The organism is Paenibacillus sp. 2RAB27 (genome assembly GCF_052115445.1).
Classification (GTDB): Bacteria; Bacillota; Bacilli; order Paenibacillales; family NBRC-103111; genus Paenibacillus_E.
This window is the reverse complement of sequence record NZ_JBFRGR010000002.1, coordinates 544,438-563,563: the sequence shown is the minus strand read 5'-3', so window position 1 is coordinate 563,563 and position 19,126 is coordinate 544,438. Positions and strand designations below refer to the sequence as shown.

The window sequence follows — 19,126 nt, the reverse complement described above, 5'->3', positions numbered from 1 at the left end:
ATTAGATGGAAAATGACAAATGAGGGAGTGAATGAATTGGAAATGAAAAAGTGGATGGTAAGCTTGGTTCTGGTCCTGCTTTTGTCCTCCTTGCCTATGAACGGACTTCTGCCGGGAGGAAATGTGACAACGGTTCAAGCGGAGGAAGCCTTGCAAAGCGCAACGATCGGCAATTTTGAAAGCGATGAAGAACTTTGGAATTTCAGCTTGGGATCCGAGTTTCCGGGAGCCCAAGGCGCGTATGGACGGGATGCGTCGGCTCCGAGATCCGGGACCTTTTCGGGGAAGTTACATGGCGATTTCAGTGCGGGCGGCAAATATGTAGCCATCAGTAAAAATTTTCTGCCCTTGGATATGCGGAAGCTGGAGTTTTGGCTGAAGTCGGCCGACGCCTCCGGGGTTACGCTTCGGGTAGTTGATTCGACCGGACAGGTGCATCAGCGGAAGATCGCGCTGGCGAATGCCAATTGGCAGAAGATCGAAATTAGCACCTTCAACATTGGCACGAACTATCTGCATTTCGGCGGTGCCAACGACGGCAAATGGCACGGTCCCGTTATTGGCATCTCCTTTTTGCTGGAAAAGTCTAATTTGATCGGCGGCAAAACGAGCGGAGACGCTTGGATAGACGATGTGTCGGTAATGGCGCCGCCTCAGGAGACCGTATGGGAGAACGCCATCGGCACCTTCGAGAACGGCTTCGACATATGGTCGCTGGCCTCGCAAGGCGGAGCCAAGGGCGAATATATACGGGATACGGCCGAGATCAAGTCGGGTGCTTACTCAGGCAAGCTGAGCGGGAATTTCAGCGCTGGCGGGCTGAATGTTTCGCTCGGACGAAGCTTTTCTACGCCTATAGATCTGAAGAAACTGTCGTTCTGGGTCAAAACGTCCGATTATTCTGTGGTCCTGCTGCTGGTGAAGGACTCGACCGGGCAGGTACATCAGCAGAAAATCTCCTTGGCGCCTACCGGCGATTGGCAAAAAATCGAAGTGTGGACCTTTAACGCCGGCACAAGCTATTTGCATTACAGCGGGGCAAACGACGGGGTATGGCATGGTCCCGCCCAGGCAATCGGGCTCTTGGTGGAGAAGTCCGGTCTGGTCAGCGGCAAAACAAGCGGGGATATCCGCTTCGACAATGTCGTTGCGACCGGTTCCTTCCCGGATTTGGCCGTTCAGCAGTCCCAATTGGGGAATGTCTTCCTGGCGAGTGAGCCTGCATCCTTTCCTCTCACAACAAGGGGAGATACGGTAAGCTGGAGCGTTTATGATCATTTGGATCATCAAGTATTGGCAGGCACCGAGGCGGTGCAGGGCGGACAATTGAATTTGACGATTCCTGTTCAGCAGCTTGGTTATTATAAGCTATCTGTTGCTGCGAAGAAGGGGGGTCAAACGATTCAGAGTACGGACATTTCGTTTGCCCGCTTGGCGGCTGATGACCCAACTCTGGCAGACAACTCTCCATTTGGGGTATCCACTCACCTTGCTAGAACAAGCTCCGGATGGACGCCTGAGTTAAGTACGCTGTTGAAGCGGGCGGGGGCCAAAAATGTCCGTGACGAAATTACATGGGTAGATGTTGAATATGAAAAAGGGAAATATCAGAAGCCGCCAGGCCGTGATGCCTTTATGCGGAAAACGCAGCAAGACGGCCTAAAGCCGTTCATCACCCTTGACTTTACGAATCCGTTTTACGATCAAGACAGTACGCCCTATTCAGACGATGGCCGTCAGGGGTTCGCCAATTATGGCAAGGCTTTGTTGGACTTATATGGCAATCAGATGGAATGGGTGGAAGTCTACAATGAGTTCAACGGAGGTTTCGGTGATCGGGGGAACGGTCCGGCAGACTCACGTCCAGACTATTATTTTAAACTGCTGAAGAAGACCTACGAGACGGTGAAAGCTGCCAGACCGGACGTCACCGTAGTCGGCATGGCAACAGCTGTCGATATCCCCTGGATGGAGGAAGTGTTTAAGCTTGGCGGACTTCAGTACATGGATGCAGTTTCCATCCATCCATACAATCTAACTCCAGATGGCATGCTGCAGGCTGTGCTTGATGCGAAAAGCTTGATCCGGAAATATAATCAAGGTCAAGATAAACCGCTTTGGATTACAGAAGTCGGCTGGCCGACACACATTGGCACCACGGGCGTAGTCGAAAAAACGCAAGCGGATTATTTGGTGCGTGCCTATGTGCAGGCGCTGGGCGCCGGCGTCGAGAAAGTGTTCTGGTACGACTTGATGAACGATGGCATGCAAGCCGACTATGGCGAAAATAATTTTGGTCTCATTCGACATCAGAACGATCCCAAGGGCCAATTCACGCCGAAACCAGCCTATGCGGCTTACGGGGCGATGACCCGAGAATTAATTGGAGCCTCATTTGTCGAACAAGAAACCGTCGGTACGGGCATAACCAGCTACAAATTTGATAAAAACGGCCAGAAGCTAAGGGTTGTTTGGGCCAATACCCCCGTGCAGGCAGCCATTCAAACGAATGTACCGATTCAAGTCACGGATATCATGGGGAACACGGAAACCTTTACACCACTGAATGGCAAAGTGTATATGACACTAACCGCCGAACCTATTTACATTCAAAGCGATATTGACGGTATTGCGGTCGATTCGACGTTCGCATTGACGGGAGCAGAAGCCGTAACTGGTGAGCCAGTATTGCTGAGTGTGGAAGCAAATAATGCATCCACATCGCCGCTGACTGCAACATTTACTGTGGAAGGCTCAACCTATCCTTTGTACGCGGGAGCCGGTCAGAATGCGTCACAGCCATTTGCCCTGCCTGGATTGAGCCAGGAAGGCATTCGCTATGTAACAGGCGATTTGACCGTGAGTGGGAACCGAATTGGAAGACTGAAGCATGCGATTCAGACCCTCCCTTCCTATCGTGCAAGAATCATCCCTGTTATTACAGATGTGAATACGAAAGGGGAAGCATTGAAGATCCAAATCCAGAACTATTCCAAGCAGCAAGGGCTAACCGTCAGGAAAGCCGATTGGCAGTTTGGTACGCAGTCAGGAACACAGAATTTGAACGATGTGATTCCTCCAGACACCACCAAGACGTTTGATATTCCGCTCAGCGGGTTTAATTACGGCGTCAGCAACCAAGTGCAAGTGACTGTCCAATTTGACGGAAAAGCATCCTTCGTTTATGGAGGGAAGCTGGATTTCAATCCGATCCTTCCTGGTACGCTGCAGCTTGACGGCTTGGCTGACCCAGCGATCATAGCGTCGCCGCCAGTCGCCCAATTGTCGCAAGGAACGGTAAAAATGCAAAATTACACAGGTCCAACGGATTTGGACGGCAGCGTATGGGTGAATTGGGATCGGGATTATTTCTATTTGACCGCGAAAATCATTGACGATGTGAATTATACATCTATAAGCGGAGCGGAAATTTGGAAAAATGACAGCCTGCAGTTTGCTGCGATGGCGGGTATCCCTGGAGAGAATTTGGGATGGTATGAAATTGGACTATCCCAAACACCGCAAAGGCCGCAAATCTTTCGTTATTCATCGCCTAATACCAGCGTCAGGGAGCTTGTGACGAACGGCTCTTTGCAGGTATCGCGCGATGAAGCACAAAAGGTTACGGTCTATGAACTCGCGCTTCCATGGTCGGAGCTTGCGCCGATTAAACCGGAAACGAATGGGGCCTTCAGCTTCTCATTGGTCGTAAATGATAACGATGGTACCGGTCGTAAAGGATATATCGAGTGGGGTTCTGGCATTGGTGAAACCAAAGATCCCAAAAAATTCAGAACGGTTCAATGGATTAAAGCGCCAACGCCTCCCGTCATCACCATGGAAGGGGTAACGGCAGGGGGGAACTACACGGATCAAGTAATTCCAGTCGTGAGAGCCGAGGATGAAGACGGTGACTTGCAAACCGTTCGCACGCTTTTGGATGAGGAAGTCTGGATATCTGGCACCCCCGTGACTAGCAAAGGGAACCATACGTTATACGTACAAGCTGTTGATCAGGCCGGAAATGCGACCGAGCAAACGATTCCTTTCAAACTGTACCATAGCACGATACTGGCAGCCTCTAATGCGGAAGGAAAGCTAAATGATTCCGTAGAATTAAGGGCTACATTGCAGGATAGGAATGGGCATGCGATTGCCGGGGAAGCCGTGTCCTTTGCGGTATACGAGAATACGATCGGAACGGCTGTTACCGATGTGAATGGGATAGCACTGCTCAACTACACCATCCAATTGGAAGCGAACGCGGATCAGGAAAAGGTATATCCGGTTCAAGTTTCGTTCAATCAGAATGATGCCACGTATTTCCTTCATAGTGAGGGGAATGGGGGCGTTACGGTGAAGCCTTCGCCGAAACCGAATCCTCAGGATGCTCCTGGAAAAGCGGTGTTGTCGGATGATAATGGGTACGACACGGGAATTCTGGACGGCAAGTACTCGATCACCATGAACATGTGGTGGGGAAATAACGGCAGTACGTATAAGCTTTTCGAGAATGACGTACTGATCGATACGCAAACCCTCACAGCGCATTCGCCGAATGCCCAAACTACCGTCACATCCGTTACGTACCGACCTAATGGTACTTACCGTTATTATGCGGAGCTTTCCAACGCATCGGGTACAACACGAAGCGATGTGCATACGGTAACGGTTACCCAAGCAGCACCGGCGGTGCCCGTTCTCTCCCATGATAATTGGGATGGTGACGGAAACTTCTACGTCAGCATGAATATGTGGTGGGGTACTAATGGTACGACTTACCGCCTGTATGAAAATGGCATACTCATCGATACGCGACAGCTTGCTGATCGCACGCCGAGCGCGCAGTCAGTCACAACAGCGATCCGCAATAAACCGAAAGGTACGTATGAGTACCAAGTTGAACTCCTTAATTATGCTGGAGCTACGGTTAGTGGGAAGCTAATTGTGATCGTAAACAGTTGATAAAATGATTCCTGAACACTTGCTCCCTCGATGGGAGCAGGTGTTTTTACAAAATAAGAAAGCTAGGTGGTTCATGATGTCGAAAATCAATATTGAGCAATTTACACAGCTGCATACACCCTATAGGCTCGACCGTCCGGTATTGAGCGGATCGGGAACGGAAGGCAATTTTGATTCACAAGCCGTTGATTGTCCTTTTGTTTTTGCCCATCAGGATTGTTTCTATATGATGTACGTTGGATTTGACGGAGTAGGATATCAGACAGCGCTTGCGACAAGCTCGAATTTGTTGGAATGGGAGCATAAGGCGATTATTCTCCCGCGATTGCGCACGGATGAAAGATGGGATCATGTGGGTGCTGCCGGATCATGGATGCTGCTGGAGTCAAATTTCCTGTACGACCTGCCGCGACTCAAAAAGATAGACAATCGCTATTGGATGATCTACCACGCTTATCCGGATAAGGGCTATGAAGCAGGCGGCGCCGTGATGGGACTCGCATGGACAGAGGATGAGAACTTACTGGAATGGCATAGGTTGGATCATCCTGTCTTTACCAATCAAAATGGAGCGAATTGGGAAAAGGCAGGTTTATATAAATGCTGCGTTATCGAACATGAAGAGAGATATTGGATGTTTTACAATGCTAAGCGCGAGGAGCAGTGGCCTTGGAAAGAAGAGACGGGGCTTGCCTTTTCGAACGATTTAATCCATTGGGAACGCTATGAGAACAACCCCATACTTAAAGTGAAGGAAGAGAGCTTTTTTAGTCAATTTATTAGCGACCCTTGTATAAAGCATGATGGTCAGCAGTGGGTCAATTTTGCCTTTGGCTTCGATTGCCGTCACGCGCAGGGTGCCCTGGCGTTTTCTGACGATTTAACAAATTGGCGTGCGGTTGAGCAGCCGCTGCTTCCACATGGGGCCGAAGGGGAACTTGATGAAATTCATGCCCATAAGTCGAGCGTAATCTACTGGAACGGGGTGCTATATCACTTTTATTGCGCGAGCAGGCCTTACAAGCTTGGTGATGTGACTAAGCTGATCATATTCGAAGAGCAAGATGAGTTTCGTTGTATTGCAGTGACGACCAGCGAACCAATAACTATTGGAGTGATAAAATAATGAAGGGAAATGACTGGAGATATGCCTAAGGAGGAGGTTGCAGAATTGTATTGTGGACATGAAGTTTCTGCACATACGTTTACGCATCCAACGATTGCAAGGTGCCGAAGGAGATGGGGATTTCGCGTAGCTATGTGTCGCGTATTAAGAAGCGGGCGCTGATGAAGCTATATCATGAATTTTACAAGGCGAAGCGGTAAAGGAAAGAACAGCATTGCAAATACACACAAACGGGTTTTGGTGTAACTGCTAAAACAGATCAAAGATAGTCTTTAATTATTGCTTAATTATACTGTCAACTTATGTTTTAGCAAGATAACCTTTAAAATCCCATTGGTTACACGGTACTTCATCGAATAATTCCAATGAAAAAAGGTAGATGCTGCTCTAACGCAGTAACTACCTTTTTTACTGTGATTGCTGGAATTCTATTGCAAGCTTTGGACATCTGCTGCACTTAAAGGATAAGCGTATATCCTAACTTGGTCGACCAGGCCGTTCATCGAGCTTGCGGAGTTGACGCCTACGGTCAAAGGAAATGCATTAGATATATTCCCACCCGTAAGTATAGTGTTCTGGCCGACCAAAACAGAATCGACGTATAGCTTTAGCCCCAAAACCCTATCGGCTACGGCTACAACATGGTGCCACTGCCCATCTGCAAAGGTTGCTGTCGATTGGATCGCATCACTGGTACTACCATAATCCAACAGAAATTTAATCGTATTATTTGTTTCAAATCGTAACCAATATGCGGCATTTGAATCTCCTTTATTCAACATATATTTGATTGTACCAGAGACGCTTGTCTTCACCCATGCGGAAACGGAGAAGTTCCCTGTTCTACCGAAATCAAAATCATTGCTGAAGGGATCTCCCAAAGATACATAATCGCCATTTCCGTCAAAGCTTAAAGCACCGCCAAACATACCGCTCGCACTCCGAACAGCATTTGTAATTGTTCCATGATAACCATTGTAGGTAGAATCCAGCACTGTACTTCCCGTGGTCTCATCAAACTTCCAATATCCACTCAACCCGTATAAATGTCCCACTTCCGTTGAATTCAAAGCATAGTTGTATAGTCTCACTTCATCAATGAAACCATTCATTGTGCTTGTAGAATTGCTTCCAATGGTTAATGGAAGGGAGTTGGAGATGGTCCCGCTTGTAGGGCTGGTATCCTGCCCAACTAATACACCGTCGACGTATAGTTTAAGACCCGCTGTTCGGTCGGCGACACCAACAACATGATGCCATAGCCCATCCGTATAGGTGGCTGTCGATTGAGCGGAGTCAAAGGTACTGCCATAGTCGAGAAGGAATTTAATGGTATTATTCGCCTCGAATCGTAACCAATATGAAGCGTTCGTATCTCCTTTATTTAAAATATATTGTGTTGTACCCGTTACGCTGGTTTTCACCCAAGCAGAGATCGAGAAGTTTTGTGTGGTTCCGAAATCAAATGCACCGCTGGAAGGATTGCCTAAGTTTACATAATCGCCGCTGCCGTCAAAGTGTAAAGCACTTCCAAATTTGCCGTTTGTGTCACGCGTCGCGTTCACAATGGTTCCGGGATTAAGGCCGCCAGCGGAATCCACAACTGTAGTTCCTGAGGTTTCATCTAAGCTCCAAGTACCGATGTTCGATTTATTCCACCAAATTCTCGAAACAATGGCTCGATTAGGAACGAGGGAGTTCCATTCGTTGCTTGTCACAATGCTTAAATCAGGTGTAACCGCAGTGGTTCCGAAATTGCCCAATTGCGCCCGGTTGTCTGTTATCGACATCACGATTTGCTCTGTGTCTTTCTTGACACGAAGCGTGACCGAATCGACTTCAGCCATCCATAAGGGAGCCCGGTATCTGAGGATATCCGTGTTAGAAGCATCCTGTCGTGTATAGACAAGGTATAGCGTATTCGGTTGTGTCACCCAATGCATCTGCGTATTCATACTACCGGTTATAGCTGTTCCGTCCTCCCATTGCAAAGTCACTGCTGACTGCCAGGTCAAACCGTCACTGCTTTTGGCCAACCTGTTCTGGAGATCATCGCGAAGGGTCATAAAGTATTCATTATTGTACTTGGTAAGGGATGTTTCAATACCGGAACGGTTTCCGTTCCCCCCTGAATTGGGTACCGACGTACCTTGGTTGATGTAGGAAAGTGCAGTGCCGTTAAATGAGGCCTTAACAACCTTTACGGAGCCCGTTCCGTCCAATAAATTGATTGGCCAAAGAATGTCTCCTGTACCATCCTCAGCTTCATAGGGATAAACACTGCCCGTATGTCCGAAAATATTAGGCCAGTCCAATAAATACCAATCGCTGCTCCAAGTTGAAGTGGCAGGATCGTATACTGCATAAGCGGGGTAGTTATGTTTCTTAGCAAAATTAAGGCCATAGGATTGGGCCATGCCGAACAGGATGATCTTTCCTGTTTTTTTGTGATACACGGGGACGGGATCAATTAGCATACCTTGGTAACCATCCGGCAGTGTCTTCCATTGAAATTGAGGAATGGTTGTCAGCGATGACCAAGTCTCACCTAAATCCGTGCTGGACGTAAAAGCAATATCATAAAAGACATCCGATAAATTGGTAGGGCTTTCATTCTTATCTTTAGAAACGGTGCACATAATTTGGGGACTTGAACCGCCCGGAGTGGTCGCACATCGCATGTGAGTCCACCAAAAGTTATTTGAACCATCATTTTGATAAGCTACCTTTTCATCAAGCATGTAAGAAGGTGGTGAAGACGCATGAGCAACAGGTGAATTAATAAGTATGAAGTACCCAAGTGTCAAGGTAAAGATGAAAGTGAAACTGAGGCTAAAAAGAAGTATTTTTTGATTTTCTTTCATAATAAAGTTTCCTCCTAACATATCAATTGCCATGAATCATAGTTTATTTAAAGCGCATTCATAAGTAGATACTTGCTACCGTATCCCCTCCATTAAAATGTAGATTCCTCTAAGCACGGTCGCTCATCTTTGAAAGTCGTCAATAGAGGTTTCTCTCATATTATCACTAGGAACACTATGCGATAACGGGATGAAATTTAGATTTGGTGGATTTATTCAAGTACTATTAGGCTGATTGAACATCCGACCATCCGATGGAAGAAAGTGTCTCCAAATCGGTGAAAATTGTATTATAAACCTCTAAGGATTGTGTTACGGCGTTCAGGTGCTTCCTCTATATAATTAATAGCGGAGTGAACGAGTTATTGGGTGAAATTGAACATCGAGGGGGTAAAAATGGAATGAAAATCACAGCTGTTAAATGCATCCTTGTCAGCGCTCCGTACGCCAATAAAGGGGATGCGGAGCGGGAAATTTGTCTGAAAACAGGGTACCGTCCAACGGCCTTTCTGAAAGTGGAAACCGATGTAGGCATTTATGGTTTGGGTGAAACCTACGCGGGCACTTATGCACCCGAAGCAGTCAGAGGAATAGCGGAACAAATGGAGCACGATCTGATTGGGCAAAACCCCATGTCCGTTCTTGAGATGTCCGATCGAATGCGGGTTGCTAATTATTACCTAGGTCGAATGGGGCTAACGCAATGCGTGATTGGCGGCATCGAGATGGCACTTTGGGATCTAAAAGGCAAGGCACTTGGCGTTTCAGTGTACGAATTACTTGGTGGCAAGGTGCATAATGAAATTAAGGCTTATGCGAGCGGTGGTAATAATAAACCGATTGATGAGCTTAAACAAGAAATGCGTGACTATGTGACGCAAGGCTTCCGGGCGGTGAAAATTCGTATCAACCTGCTGCCGGATATCGACGCGATTGAAGAGAAGGTAGCCGTGTGCCGTGAAGCACTTGGCCCGGATATCGGACTGGCTGTCGATGCCGCGCAAGGCTTAGCGAAGTATCCATGGTCCGTCAAACAGGCAATTGAGATCGCAAAACGCATTGAGAAATACAACCTCCTTTGGATGGAAGAACCGGCAGAGGTAACTAACTATGAAGGATTTGCGGAAATTCGCCGTCACGTCAACATCCCGGTTGCAGGAGGTGAGACGGTTACAAGTCTTGTAGAAGCTGAATCGTATTTGAAAGCGAATTCGCTCGACCTGTTCCAGCCGGATGCTGCCGTTATCGGGGGATTGAGCGTGTTCCGCCAAGTAGCGCAAATGTGCGAACGTAAGTCCATTCCGATTGCCGTTCATGCATGGTGCGGAGGAGTGGGCATCATGGGGAATTTCCACGCTGCGTTCGCTTCTAGGAACTGCACGATTCTGGAGCTTTCCAATGTGCCGAATCCCCTGCGTGTGGAAATGATGGTTGAACCCTTGAAAATGGTGAACGGATGTATACAGGTTCCGTCAACCCCTGGATTAGGTGTACATTGGCCCGAAGGGCTGGAAGAGAAATATCCCTACATGCCAGGTTCTGTATATCGGGTTCCGCTGACGGTTTCCTAATAGGAAGGTGGGAGAAATAAACCATGAAACCTCATGTCTTGGTTGCAGTTAATGGTTTTACGGAACAACACATGGAACGTATCCGGCAGGCTTTGTCCGGTTGGGCGTCAATGGAACGAATAGACGAAGAAACTTCTGAGTCTGTTTTCCGTGAAAAGATAAGTAAGTCTCATATTGTGGTTGGTTGGCCGAAAGCGGAATGGCTTGCAGGAAGCCCGGTTCGGCTTGTCCAATTAGGAAGCGTTGGTTATGACGCTTTCCTGGGCAACAAACATCAAGATGATCCCTCTTTTACGCTTTGTAATGCTAGCGGTGTCATGTCTGTTGCTGTAGCAGAGCATTTAATTGCTATGATGTTCGCATTGACGCGCCGTATTTCGCATCACATACGCGATATGAGTAAGCATAGCTGGAGTCGTCAATCAGAATATGAAGAGGTGTATGGCAGCACGGCATGCATCGTCGGAGTGGGTGACATCGGCACAGAAATCGCGCGACGTCTGCGCCTATTAGGCGTTCGTACTATTGGGGTGCGTCGTGAAATCGGAGAATCACATCCTTACATGGATGAAATGTACTCAAGCTCCCGAATCAAGGAAGCTGTAGCGAAAGCTGATCATGTGATCCTGATCTTACCCGGCAACGCACAGACAGAGAAATTGTTTGATTATAAAATGTTCGCTTCTATGAAAAATGGGGCCTATTTCTATAATCTGGCTCGCGGAAGTATCGTCGATGAGAATGTCCTGCATGCGGCTTTGATTAGCGGTAGGCTGAAGGGAGCGGGGCTTGATGTCTTCGAGGTAGAACCGCTTCCAATGGAAAGTCCGTTATGGGAAATGGATAATGTGATCATTACACCTCATTCGGGAGGACGGTCGGTCAAAGAATTCGATCGTTTCTGTCATTTGCTCTTGAACAATCTGATGAATTATCGTGAGGGGAAACCATTTCTCAATCAGGTGAATTTATAAAAAAAATGACAACAATGACCATTTACGAGGTGAAATGACATGATGAATACAATAAAATACGCGACAATTGCGAAATCTGCTGCAAATAACCCAAGGAATGATACGGCTTCCATCGCTGAGTTGGAGGATGGCACATTGTTAGCGGTTTGGCACAAGTATGACGGTTCTTTTGGAAGCGATTTCGATTTATGCCGGATTTATGCCAAAACTTCTACGGACGGCGGAATGACCTGGGAACGCGAGCGGATGCTCATCGATGTCAATCCGGAAGATCACAATGTACAGGCTCCTGGTCTGTGTCTTCTACCCAATGGAACGTTAATTCTCCATTGCTTAAGAGGCCATCAGGGAGGATCCAGCTCCACAATGGAAGCCTATGTCTCGAAGGATGGAGGCGAGACCTGGGAATTTCTTGCACACATTTGGGAACGTACGAAGGGTCAATGGCTGCAAGGTGGTGCGAATCATATCAACCTACTGTCCAGCGGTCGATTGTTACTTCCATTCCACTTCGGCACAGGCCATCAAGGTGGTCAACACAATGAGATAGGATGCTGCTTTAGCGATGATGACGGATTTACATGGACGCGTGCAGCTGGTACCGTAGATTTGCCTATGCGTGGCGCCATGGAATCCTCCGTTGCTGAAATGAGTGACGGACGTCTTCTCATGTCCATCAGGTCTCAATTGGGCGCGGTGTTTCTGTGTACTTCAATGGACGGCGGCAACACGTGGAGTTTACCGCAAACAAGCGGTTTGAAATCGCCGGAATCATGCACTTGTTTGCGGCGAGTTCCTGGCACCGATGTACTCCTTCTGTTATGGAACGATAGTCAGTACGAACCCGGTAAGCATCATTTCGGACGACGTACACCTTTAAGCGCAGCAGTTTCTACAGACGGCGGGGAATCCTGGAAAAGAGTGGGGAATATTGCGGTGGGACCGAATGAATATACCAATCTGAATTGTATGTTCACAAAATCCGGCAAAGCAATCATTACCTATATGCAGGTTGAGGATCCGGCCTTCGATGCTCCGGAAACAGATCCACCGTTTAAGCGGACTGGAATCGATTTAATGGCGGCAGTGTTAGACACCAGAATAATGGTTTAGGCAAGGCAACTACCGTCTATAGACGGTAGTTGTTTTTTCATACTTATCAAGGTAACATCTAATTATAAGGAATTATAAGGAGAAACAATCTTCTCTATTTGTAAGCGCTTATAACAGGGGGGATGGATTCGATGTACAAAGTATTGATTGCTGATGATGAGGAGTTTATTCGCGAAAGGGTAATCAATAACATGCCATGGGCTGAGATTGGATTTGAAGTGGCAGGGTGTGCTTCAGATGGAGAATTAGCTCTACAAATGGTACGCGAATGTCATCCGGATGTCATTTTGACGGATATTTTAATGCCGAATATGACGGGATTACAACTTGCACAGTGCGTGAAAAGTGAATTTCCTCACATCAAGGTTGCACTGATGAGTGCGTATGATGATTTTCAATATGCTAAAGAGGCGATACGTTTTGGGGTGAAAGGTTACCTGCTGAAGCCAATTATTCGCGATGAATTCCTCGAGCTGTTCCGAGATGTCGCCAATAATTTAAAGAACGAAGCTGGGCAACCCGTTAATTCCGTTAAACATATGGTCGTAAAGACGAGTGGAGATCGCAATTCGTATGTTGCTGTTGCGAAGCAATATATTACTGAAAACTATCCAGAACGAATCAAGCTGGAAGACGTTTCGGAACGGCTGCACGTCAATCCGAACTATTTCAGCACATTATTCAAGCGGGAAACGGGTAAGAATTTTATTGATTATCTGAACGAGGTTAGAATCAACGAGTCCATGAAATTATTGTTGCATACCGATTACAAAGTTTTTGAAATTTCGATGAGTGTCGGTTATGGCAATTTTTCGTATTTCAATAAAATATTCAAACGCATAAGCGGTGTTACGCCGCAAACCTATAGAGAATCTGGCGGATCGGTCTTCCAGTTCAAGGAAGGCTTGTAATGAAGCGAAAAGAGATAAAGCTGAATCGTTTTTTGTTGCTTTTCTCCCTTTCGATCGTCTCGCTAATGCTCATCATTATCGGCTATGTCCTCTATGTGAAAACCGTCCGTTACATTGATGAGAAAACCGATATGATGCAAGCCATGAAATTGAATCAAACAACCGCGGATGTGCGCAAGCAATTCGAAGATATTTACCAAACCATAGATAGTTTGCGGAATAATACCATATTAATCCAATCGTTGGACAAATTAGAGCGACAAGATGCAACTTCGTATGAAAAGGTGAGTCTGTCGCAAAATGTAGAGTCCTCCCTATTTAATTTGAATAAAGGAAATGAGTTCATCAGTGGCATCACGGTTTGGACAAAGGGTGGCCAGTACAGTTCGAATGCCAAGTATTCCTCGTATTATTTTGAGGGCAATCAATTGTCACTTTCCAACCTAGACAATCAGATCAGGTTCGTCTCCATAAACCAGACGTATCAAGCATTTGGCTTGAATTCATTGGAAATCAATGATGACGCGCTGCGAAATCTACTGGACATATGGAACAAATCGAGTTACTTTATGTGTCCGCTTAAAGGTCCAGAAGGTTCACTCGGAATACTCACAATCAATTTAAATACAGTGGCGTTCAATCGTATTCTTCCATACGGTGAATCTCTGGCGGTCTTGGATGCAAAGGACCAAGTTCTATTTAAGGGGAGCACAGTTACGCCAGAAATCAATGAACTGCTGAAAAGTAGGGAGAATACGCAGCAAATGGAGGGCATTCCACTCTCGGGGAAACGTTATTTTTTTCGGGATATCGGATTTCATGACATCCGCATCGCATTGGCTGAAAACGAATCTGGGTTTCATAAAAGGCAGCTTCTGGCGCTTGGGGGATATTCGCTCATCATATTAGGCGGCAGCGCATTACTTACTTTTTTTCTATCGCATTTGATAGGCCGCAAAATCTTGTTCCCTTTGCACAGCCTGATTAGTTGGATCGGCAGGCAGCGCAGCTTGGAGGAACGATGGGAACCTGTGGAAGATGGACGGAATCGATACAAAAGGTTCACGATGAGAGACCGTTTTTTTGTGTATTTTTTAATTACGATACTGCTTCCTATCTGTCTTTTCGTTACGGTTTTTTATGTGCAATCATCAAAAATTATTACGCAGGAATTGGAAGAAACCTTTTATACGCTGTTTGATAAGACAGCTCATCGAGTAGAGTTATTTGCCGATCAAAAAGAGTCTGCCATGACCCGTTTGGCTTACGACGCGTTTGTTGTATCCTATGTGGATCAACCGAGCGATAACCTGCAACAGCATATGGATCAACTGATTTTTGATAGTTTTTTGCCCATTCTCAGTGAGGATGCCATTGGCATCTACAATATAAATAATCAATTGATCTACAGCAATCGATATAAGCATGCAAACCAAATCGACCCGACTTTTTTCGAGCAAATGCGTGCTAGCCGTAAACCTATTTTTTACTGGCTTCCACCGACGGATACAGCCTCATCTACGGTAAGTTTAAGCATAGGCATCGTCGATATTAATCGCTATTCAAGTCCGATTGCTTATATGAAAACGGATATAAACGGTGTTTTCTTCACCAATCTGTATGCCGATCTGAACGGGAATGGCAGTGAAGCGTTTATCATGGATGAAAATGGACGTATAATCTCCCATCCGGATATGGGAAGAATCGGGCAGAAAGCCGACATTCCGTTTCAATTGGATTCATCGGAGGGGACCCTATTCCGCTCGAATAACGCCATATATTTTTCCAAGAAAATCGCTGCTTTACCCTGGTATGTGATTGCAAGGTACGATGCTTCGGCGATTAGGGATCAGGTGATACGTCTCTTTTTCGATGATATTTATTTATTGGTCATTCTTTTTTTGCTGATTCTCCTATTTTCCTATTTGATGTCACAGTATTTAGTGCAGCCGCTAGCTTCCATTCAAAACCGTTATCTGAGCATTGATCTTGATCGTGTTAATCAATTAACTCTCCATAGAAGCTTTGCGATTGATGAAGTTGAACAGCTAAGAATTTCCTTTAACCACATGCTGGAGAGGATTCACAGGTTGGTACAGGACACGTTGGATGCGAATGAAGAAAGGCTAACCCTTGAATTTGAGAAAAGGGAGCTGCACATGGAGGCGCTGCAGGCACAAATTAATCCCCATTTCCTTTACAATACACTTGAAAATATCATGTATATGATCGAAAAGGGAGAGCGCCATTTGGCAGTAGATATGATTGGACTATTGAGTCGTCTGTTTCGATACGCCATGGGGAAAGACAGCCCATTAACGACGCTTAGAGAAGAGATCGTTTACTGCCAGTCCTATTCGAAGATCATGAGCTACCGCTATAAGAATAGGATTTATTTCGAATGGCATATGGACGAATCGCTGAACGATTGTGTCGTTAATAAGATGATCCTACAGCCCATTATTGAGAATTCAATAAGACATACGCTTAAGATGAATAACAGAGAGATTAGGATCAGGGTCAGCTGTATGAAAAAGGAGAATCATATCGAAGTGGTCGTCAAGGATAACGGCCCCGGAATAGAACAAAATAAGCTAGAAGAAATTCGTCTTCGTTTGGAGAATAGAGATCGGGGAAATGTAGGATTATATAATGTGAATAGTAGAATTAAACTCCATTTTGGCGATGTGTATGGCTTATCGATCGATAGTTCCGGTGTTGGAACGATAGTGACAATCCGGCTTCCGTACCAGAGCGTTAACCCTATGGAAGCGTCCTCAAATGTATGAGATTCGTATTATAAACCCCTGATGATAGTGTTACTGATCTCAGGGGCTTCTTATTTATAATGAATAGGTAAGGCAAGCGATAAGATTAGGGGGATGAATATGACAAGTAAAAAAGTAAGCGTTACCGCACTAAGCTTGGCAGTAGTCTTGATGGCCTCGGGATGCTCGGGGGGGGAAACAACGAGCGAACCGAACGTTACCAATGTGTCAGACAAGCCAGCGGATACCTCAAAAACGCTGGACATCAGTTGGGTTGGCCAAGGGGCTAGAGGCAAGATTGAAGACAACAACAAGGTTCAACAAATGATTGAAAAGAAATTCAATGTGAAATTGAAGAATCGAAAACTGGATGTAAACAACAAGGAACAAAAAAATCTGATGGTAGCCTCGGGAGAATTGCCGGATATCGCCTTCATGGATGCGCCAGAAAAGTTATATTCGGATTCTGTCACCCGAAGCATACCCAAGGATATGATCATGAAGTACGCTCCTAATTACGCTAAAGTTTTAAGCGATCAGCCAACGGGGTGGAAAATAAATCAAGTTCCTGGTAAGAATGGCGAATATTATGCCCTCACGGGTTATAAACAAGATTGGGATAATCTCACTTGGGGTCAAGTTTACCGTCTGGATTGGATGGAAAAACTCGGATTTAAACCAAAAGGGGACATCGTTCCAGTGGGGACTTCCGGTGGTGCCGAAAGAATTTTCTTTACAAAGCAAGCGTTTACACTAGATGAAGAGCAGAAAATGTTCGAAGCGTTTGCCAATAATGATCCTGACGGCAACGGTAAAAAGGATACGTATGGCTTACTTCTGAACAATAGCGATGCATCTTGGGCTTTAAATACGGAAGCTGGGGCGTTTGGCGTTGGTTGGGATTATAATGTGGAGGAAAACGGGAAAGTAGTCAATTATGCGATCAGCCAAAACTATAAAGAGTTTCTGACATACATGGCCTCTTTAAATAAGAAGGGGTATATCGATCCGGAATTCACCACATTAAACCGCGCTAAAAGCTGGGAAAAATTCGCTGCCGGGAAATACGGCGCAGCGCAGGTGCAGGTTCAAGCGGCAGGCATGGTGCCCTTTACGTTCAATCGTCCGCCTGGAAATCTCGTCTTGAAGGATCCGAATGCGAAATTTCTTTTTACCCCGGCACCTATCGGTTCTAAAGGTCAGCAGGGTTCGGCCGCTTATACGCCTGTAGATGGATTCGGCTACGCGATGGTCATCAAAAAGGATGTCTCGGATGAAAAATTAGCCCGTATTCTCCAGATTTTTGACTATTTGAACTTGGACAAAGAGGGGCTCATGCTCTCAGCGTTCGGTGAAGAAGGAAAAGATTATTCGTGGGAAGCTGAGCCTTATAAGTCGGCTGTCATTCCTAAACAGGCAGCGGAAGTCGAAAAAGACGGTATAGGTTACTACAATTTGCCGATCCAACTAGGGAATGTCAATGCGTATTATAGTAATGCTGCCGTTTCCAAATTGACAGATCTGTATTTTGGAGCAGAAATAGGCAGGAAAACTGCCTATCGGCCCTTCAAATGGGATTATTTCAATCAAACCAAATACAATGAGTTGAAAACCAAATACGATGCAAAATTAAAAACGATTACGGATGAATTCTTGTTTAAGTCCATTACGAGTGAGCTGAATGTCGATTCTGCTTGGGATGCCTACGTGAAGAATTGGCGCAGCAGCGGTGGTGATGAGCTTCTTGCCGAACTGGAAAAAGCGCCGAAAGTCGCAGATCTCCGTAAGAAGTAATTTCCAATATAGGAAAAACGAATAAGATATGGAACGTGGGAGATTTGTCGGAGACAAGTCTCCCCACTTTTTAGAAAGGCGGAGGAACATGGCTATCTCAGTTGAAACATCAGTCATTAAAGCGAAACCATCCAGAGCTCTGAAGTGGAAAAAAGTAAAAAAAATGAAAATGTTGTATTTTCTTTTGCTGTTGCCTGTCGTGCATCTTGCTATCTTTCATTATGCGCCGATGTATGGCGTGATCATAGCTTTTAAGGACTTTAAAGCCGGGCTTGGTATTTGGGACAGCCCCTGGAATAATTTTGAACACTTTAAAAATATGTTTCATGATTTCGTTTTTATAAGAGCACTCCGAAATACCGTCATCATCAGCGTTCTGCGGCTTGCGGTAGGCTTTACGTTCCCGATCATCTTTGCGCTGCTGATCAACGAAATCATGCACAATAAATTTAAGAGGACCGTACAAAGCATTTCGTATTTACCGCATTTCATGTCTTGGGTCATTATTGCCAGCATGGTCGTTGAGGTCTTTTCCCCACAGCGGGGGGTAGTCAATTACGTCATTACCTTATTCGGCGGAACACCGATCAACTTTTTATCCAGTAAAACTTATTTTATCCCTCTTCTGCTTATTTCCGATGCATGGAAGGAAGTGGGTTGGGCGTCGATTCTGTATCTGGCTTCGATATCCTCGATTTCACCGGAAATCTATGAAGCGGCGGAATCAGACGGGGCTAACCGTTTTCACAAGATGATTTATATTACACTGCCTTCGCTTATCCCTGTGATCACTATTTTATTTCTACTTCGTTTAGGTCACATTTTATCCGGCGGGTTTGATCAAATTCTTAACTTGTATAGTCCGTTGGTCTATGAAGTTGGAGATATTATCGATACCTATGTGTACCGGGCGGGTCTCGTCGAATTTAGATTAGATTATTCCGCTGCAGTCGGGTTGTTCAAAAACGTGGTGGGGGTTGTTCTGCTCGTCACAGTGAATCAGATTGTGCGTAAATTCAACGACTATGGGGTGTGGTGAA

The 19,126-nt window shown here is 45.9% G+C and carries 10 protein-coding genes and 1 pseudogene; 10 read left to right on the top strand and 1 reads right to left on the bottom strand.

Translation table 11 applies throughout. The features are described 5' to 3' along the window. Positions 1-42: 42 nt before the first annotated feature. From AB4114_RS04975 to AB4114_RS04965, 3 genes and pseudogenes are all read left to right on the top strand, one after another. A complete protein-coding gene (locus tag AB4114_RS04975) occupies positions 43-4,965 on the top strand; it encodes a sugar-binding protein (protein WP_441987421.1) in 4,923 nt (1,640 codons plus the stop codon). Positions 4,966-5,038: 73 nt separating this feature from the next. Then, positions 5,039-6,091: a hypothetical protein gene (locus AB4114_RS04970; protein ID WP_441987420.1), complete on the top strand. Its 1,053-nt coding sequence runs from the start codon at positions 5,039-5,041 to the stop codon at positions 6,089-6,091. 98 nt (positions 6,092-6,189) lie between these two features. Further along, positions 6,190-6,291, top strand: a pseudogene (locus AB4114_RS04965) (sigma factor-like helix-turn-helix DNA-binding protein); the annotation flags it as partial. 228 nt (positions 6,292-6,519) lie between these two features. Here AB4114_RS04965 and AB4114_RS04960 read toward each other — a convergent pair. Beyond that, positions 6,520-8,955, bottom strand: a complete 2,436-nt coding sequence (locus AB4114_RS04960; RefSeq protein WP_441987419.1) for a sialidase family protein — start codon at positions 8,953-8,955, stop codon at positions 6,520-6,522. A 401-nt stretch (positions 8,956-9,356) separates the two neighbouring features. Between AB4114_RS04960 and AB4114_RS04955 the strand changes: the two genes are divergently transcribed. The 7 genes from AB4114_RS04955 to AB4114_RS04925 all read left to right on the top strand — a co-directional run bounded on the left by AB4114_RS04955 (position 9,357) and on the right by AB4114_RS04925 (position 19,125). After that, positions 9,357-10,526, top strand: a complete 1,170-nt coding sequence (locus AB4114_RS04955) for a mandelate racemase/muconate lactonizing enzyme family protein (RefSeq protein WP_441987418.1) — start codon at positions 9,357-9,359, stop codon at positions 10,524-10,526. 23 nt (positions 10,527-10,549) lie between these two features. Continuing rightward, positions 10,550-11,500 carry a D-2-hydroxyacid dehydrogenase gene (locus AB4114_RS04950; protein ID WP_441987417.1) on the top strand — a complete coding sequence of 317 codons (951 nt, stop codon included), beginning with the start codon at positions 10,550-10,552 and terminating at the stop codon, positions 11,498-11,500. 39 nt (positions 11,501-11,539) lie between these two features. Next, complete coding sequence (locus tag AB4114_RS04945) at positions 11,540-12,613, top strand: sialidase family protein (protein WP_441987416.1); 1,074 nt, start codon at positions 11,540-11,542, stop codon at positions 12,611-12,613. A 131-nt stretch (positions 12,614-12,744) separates the two neighbouring features. Then, entirely contained in the window at positions 12,745-13,524 is a 780-nt protein-coding gene (locus AB4114_RS04940; protein ID WP_441987415.1) for a response regulator transcription factor, read from the top strand. Continuing rightward, entirely contained in the window at positions 13,524-16,313 is a 2,790-nt protein-coding gene (locus AB4114_RS04935; RefSeq protein WP_441987414.1) for a sensor histidine kinase, read from the top strand. The genes AB4114_RS04940 and AB4114_RS04935 overlap by 1 nt, the downstream gene beginning before the upstream one ends. Positions 16,314-16,412: 99 nt before the next feature. Beyond that, entirely contained in the window at positions 16,413-18,086 is a 1,674-nt protein-coding gene (locus AB4114_RS04930) for an ABC transporter substrate-binding protein (protein WP_441987413.1), read from the top strand. Positions 18,087-18,174: 88 nt separating this feature from the next. Beyond that, on the top strand, positions 18,175-19,125 hold the full coding sequence (locus AB4114_RS04925) for an ABC transporter permease (RefSeq protein WP_171628453.1): 951 nt from the start codon (positions 18,175-18,177) through the stop codon (positions 19,123-19,125). Position 19,126 lies beyond the last annotated feature (1 nt).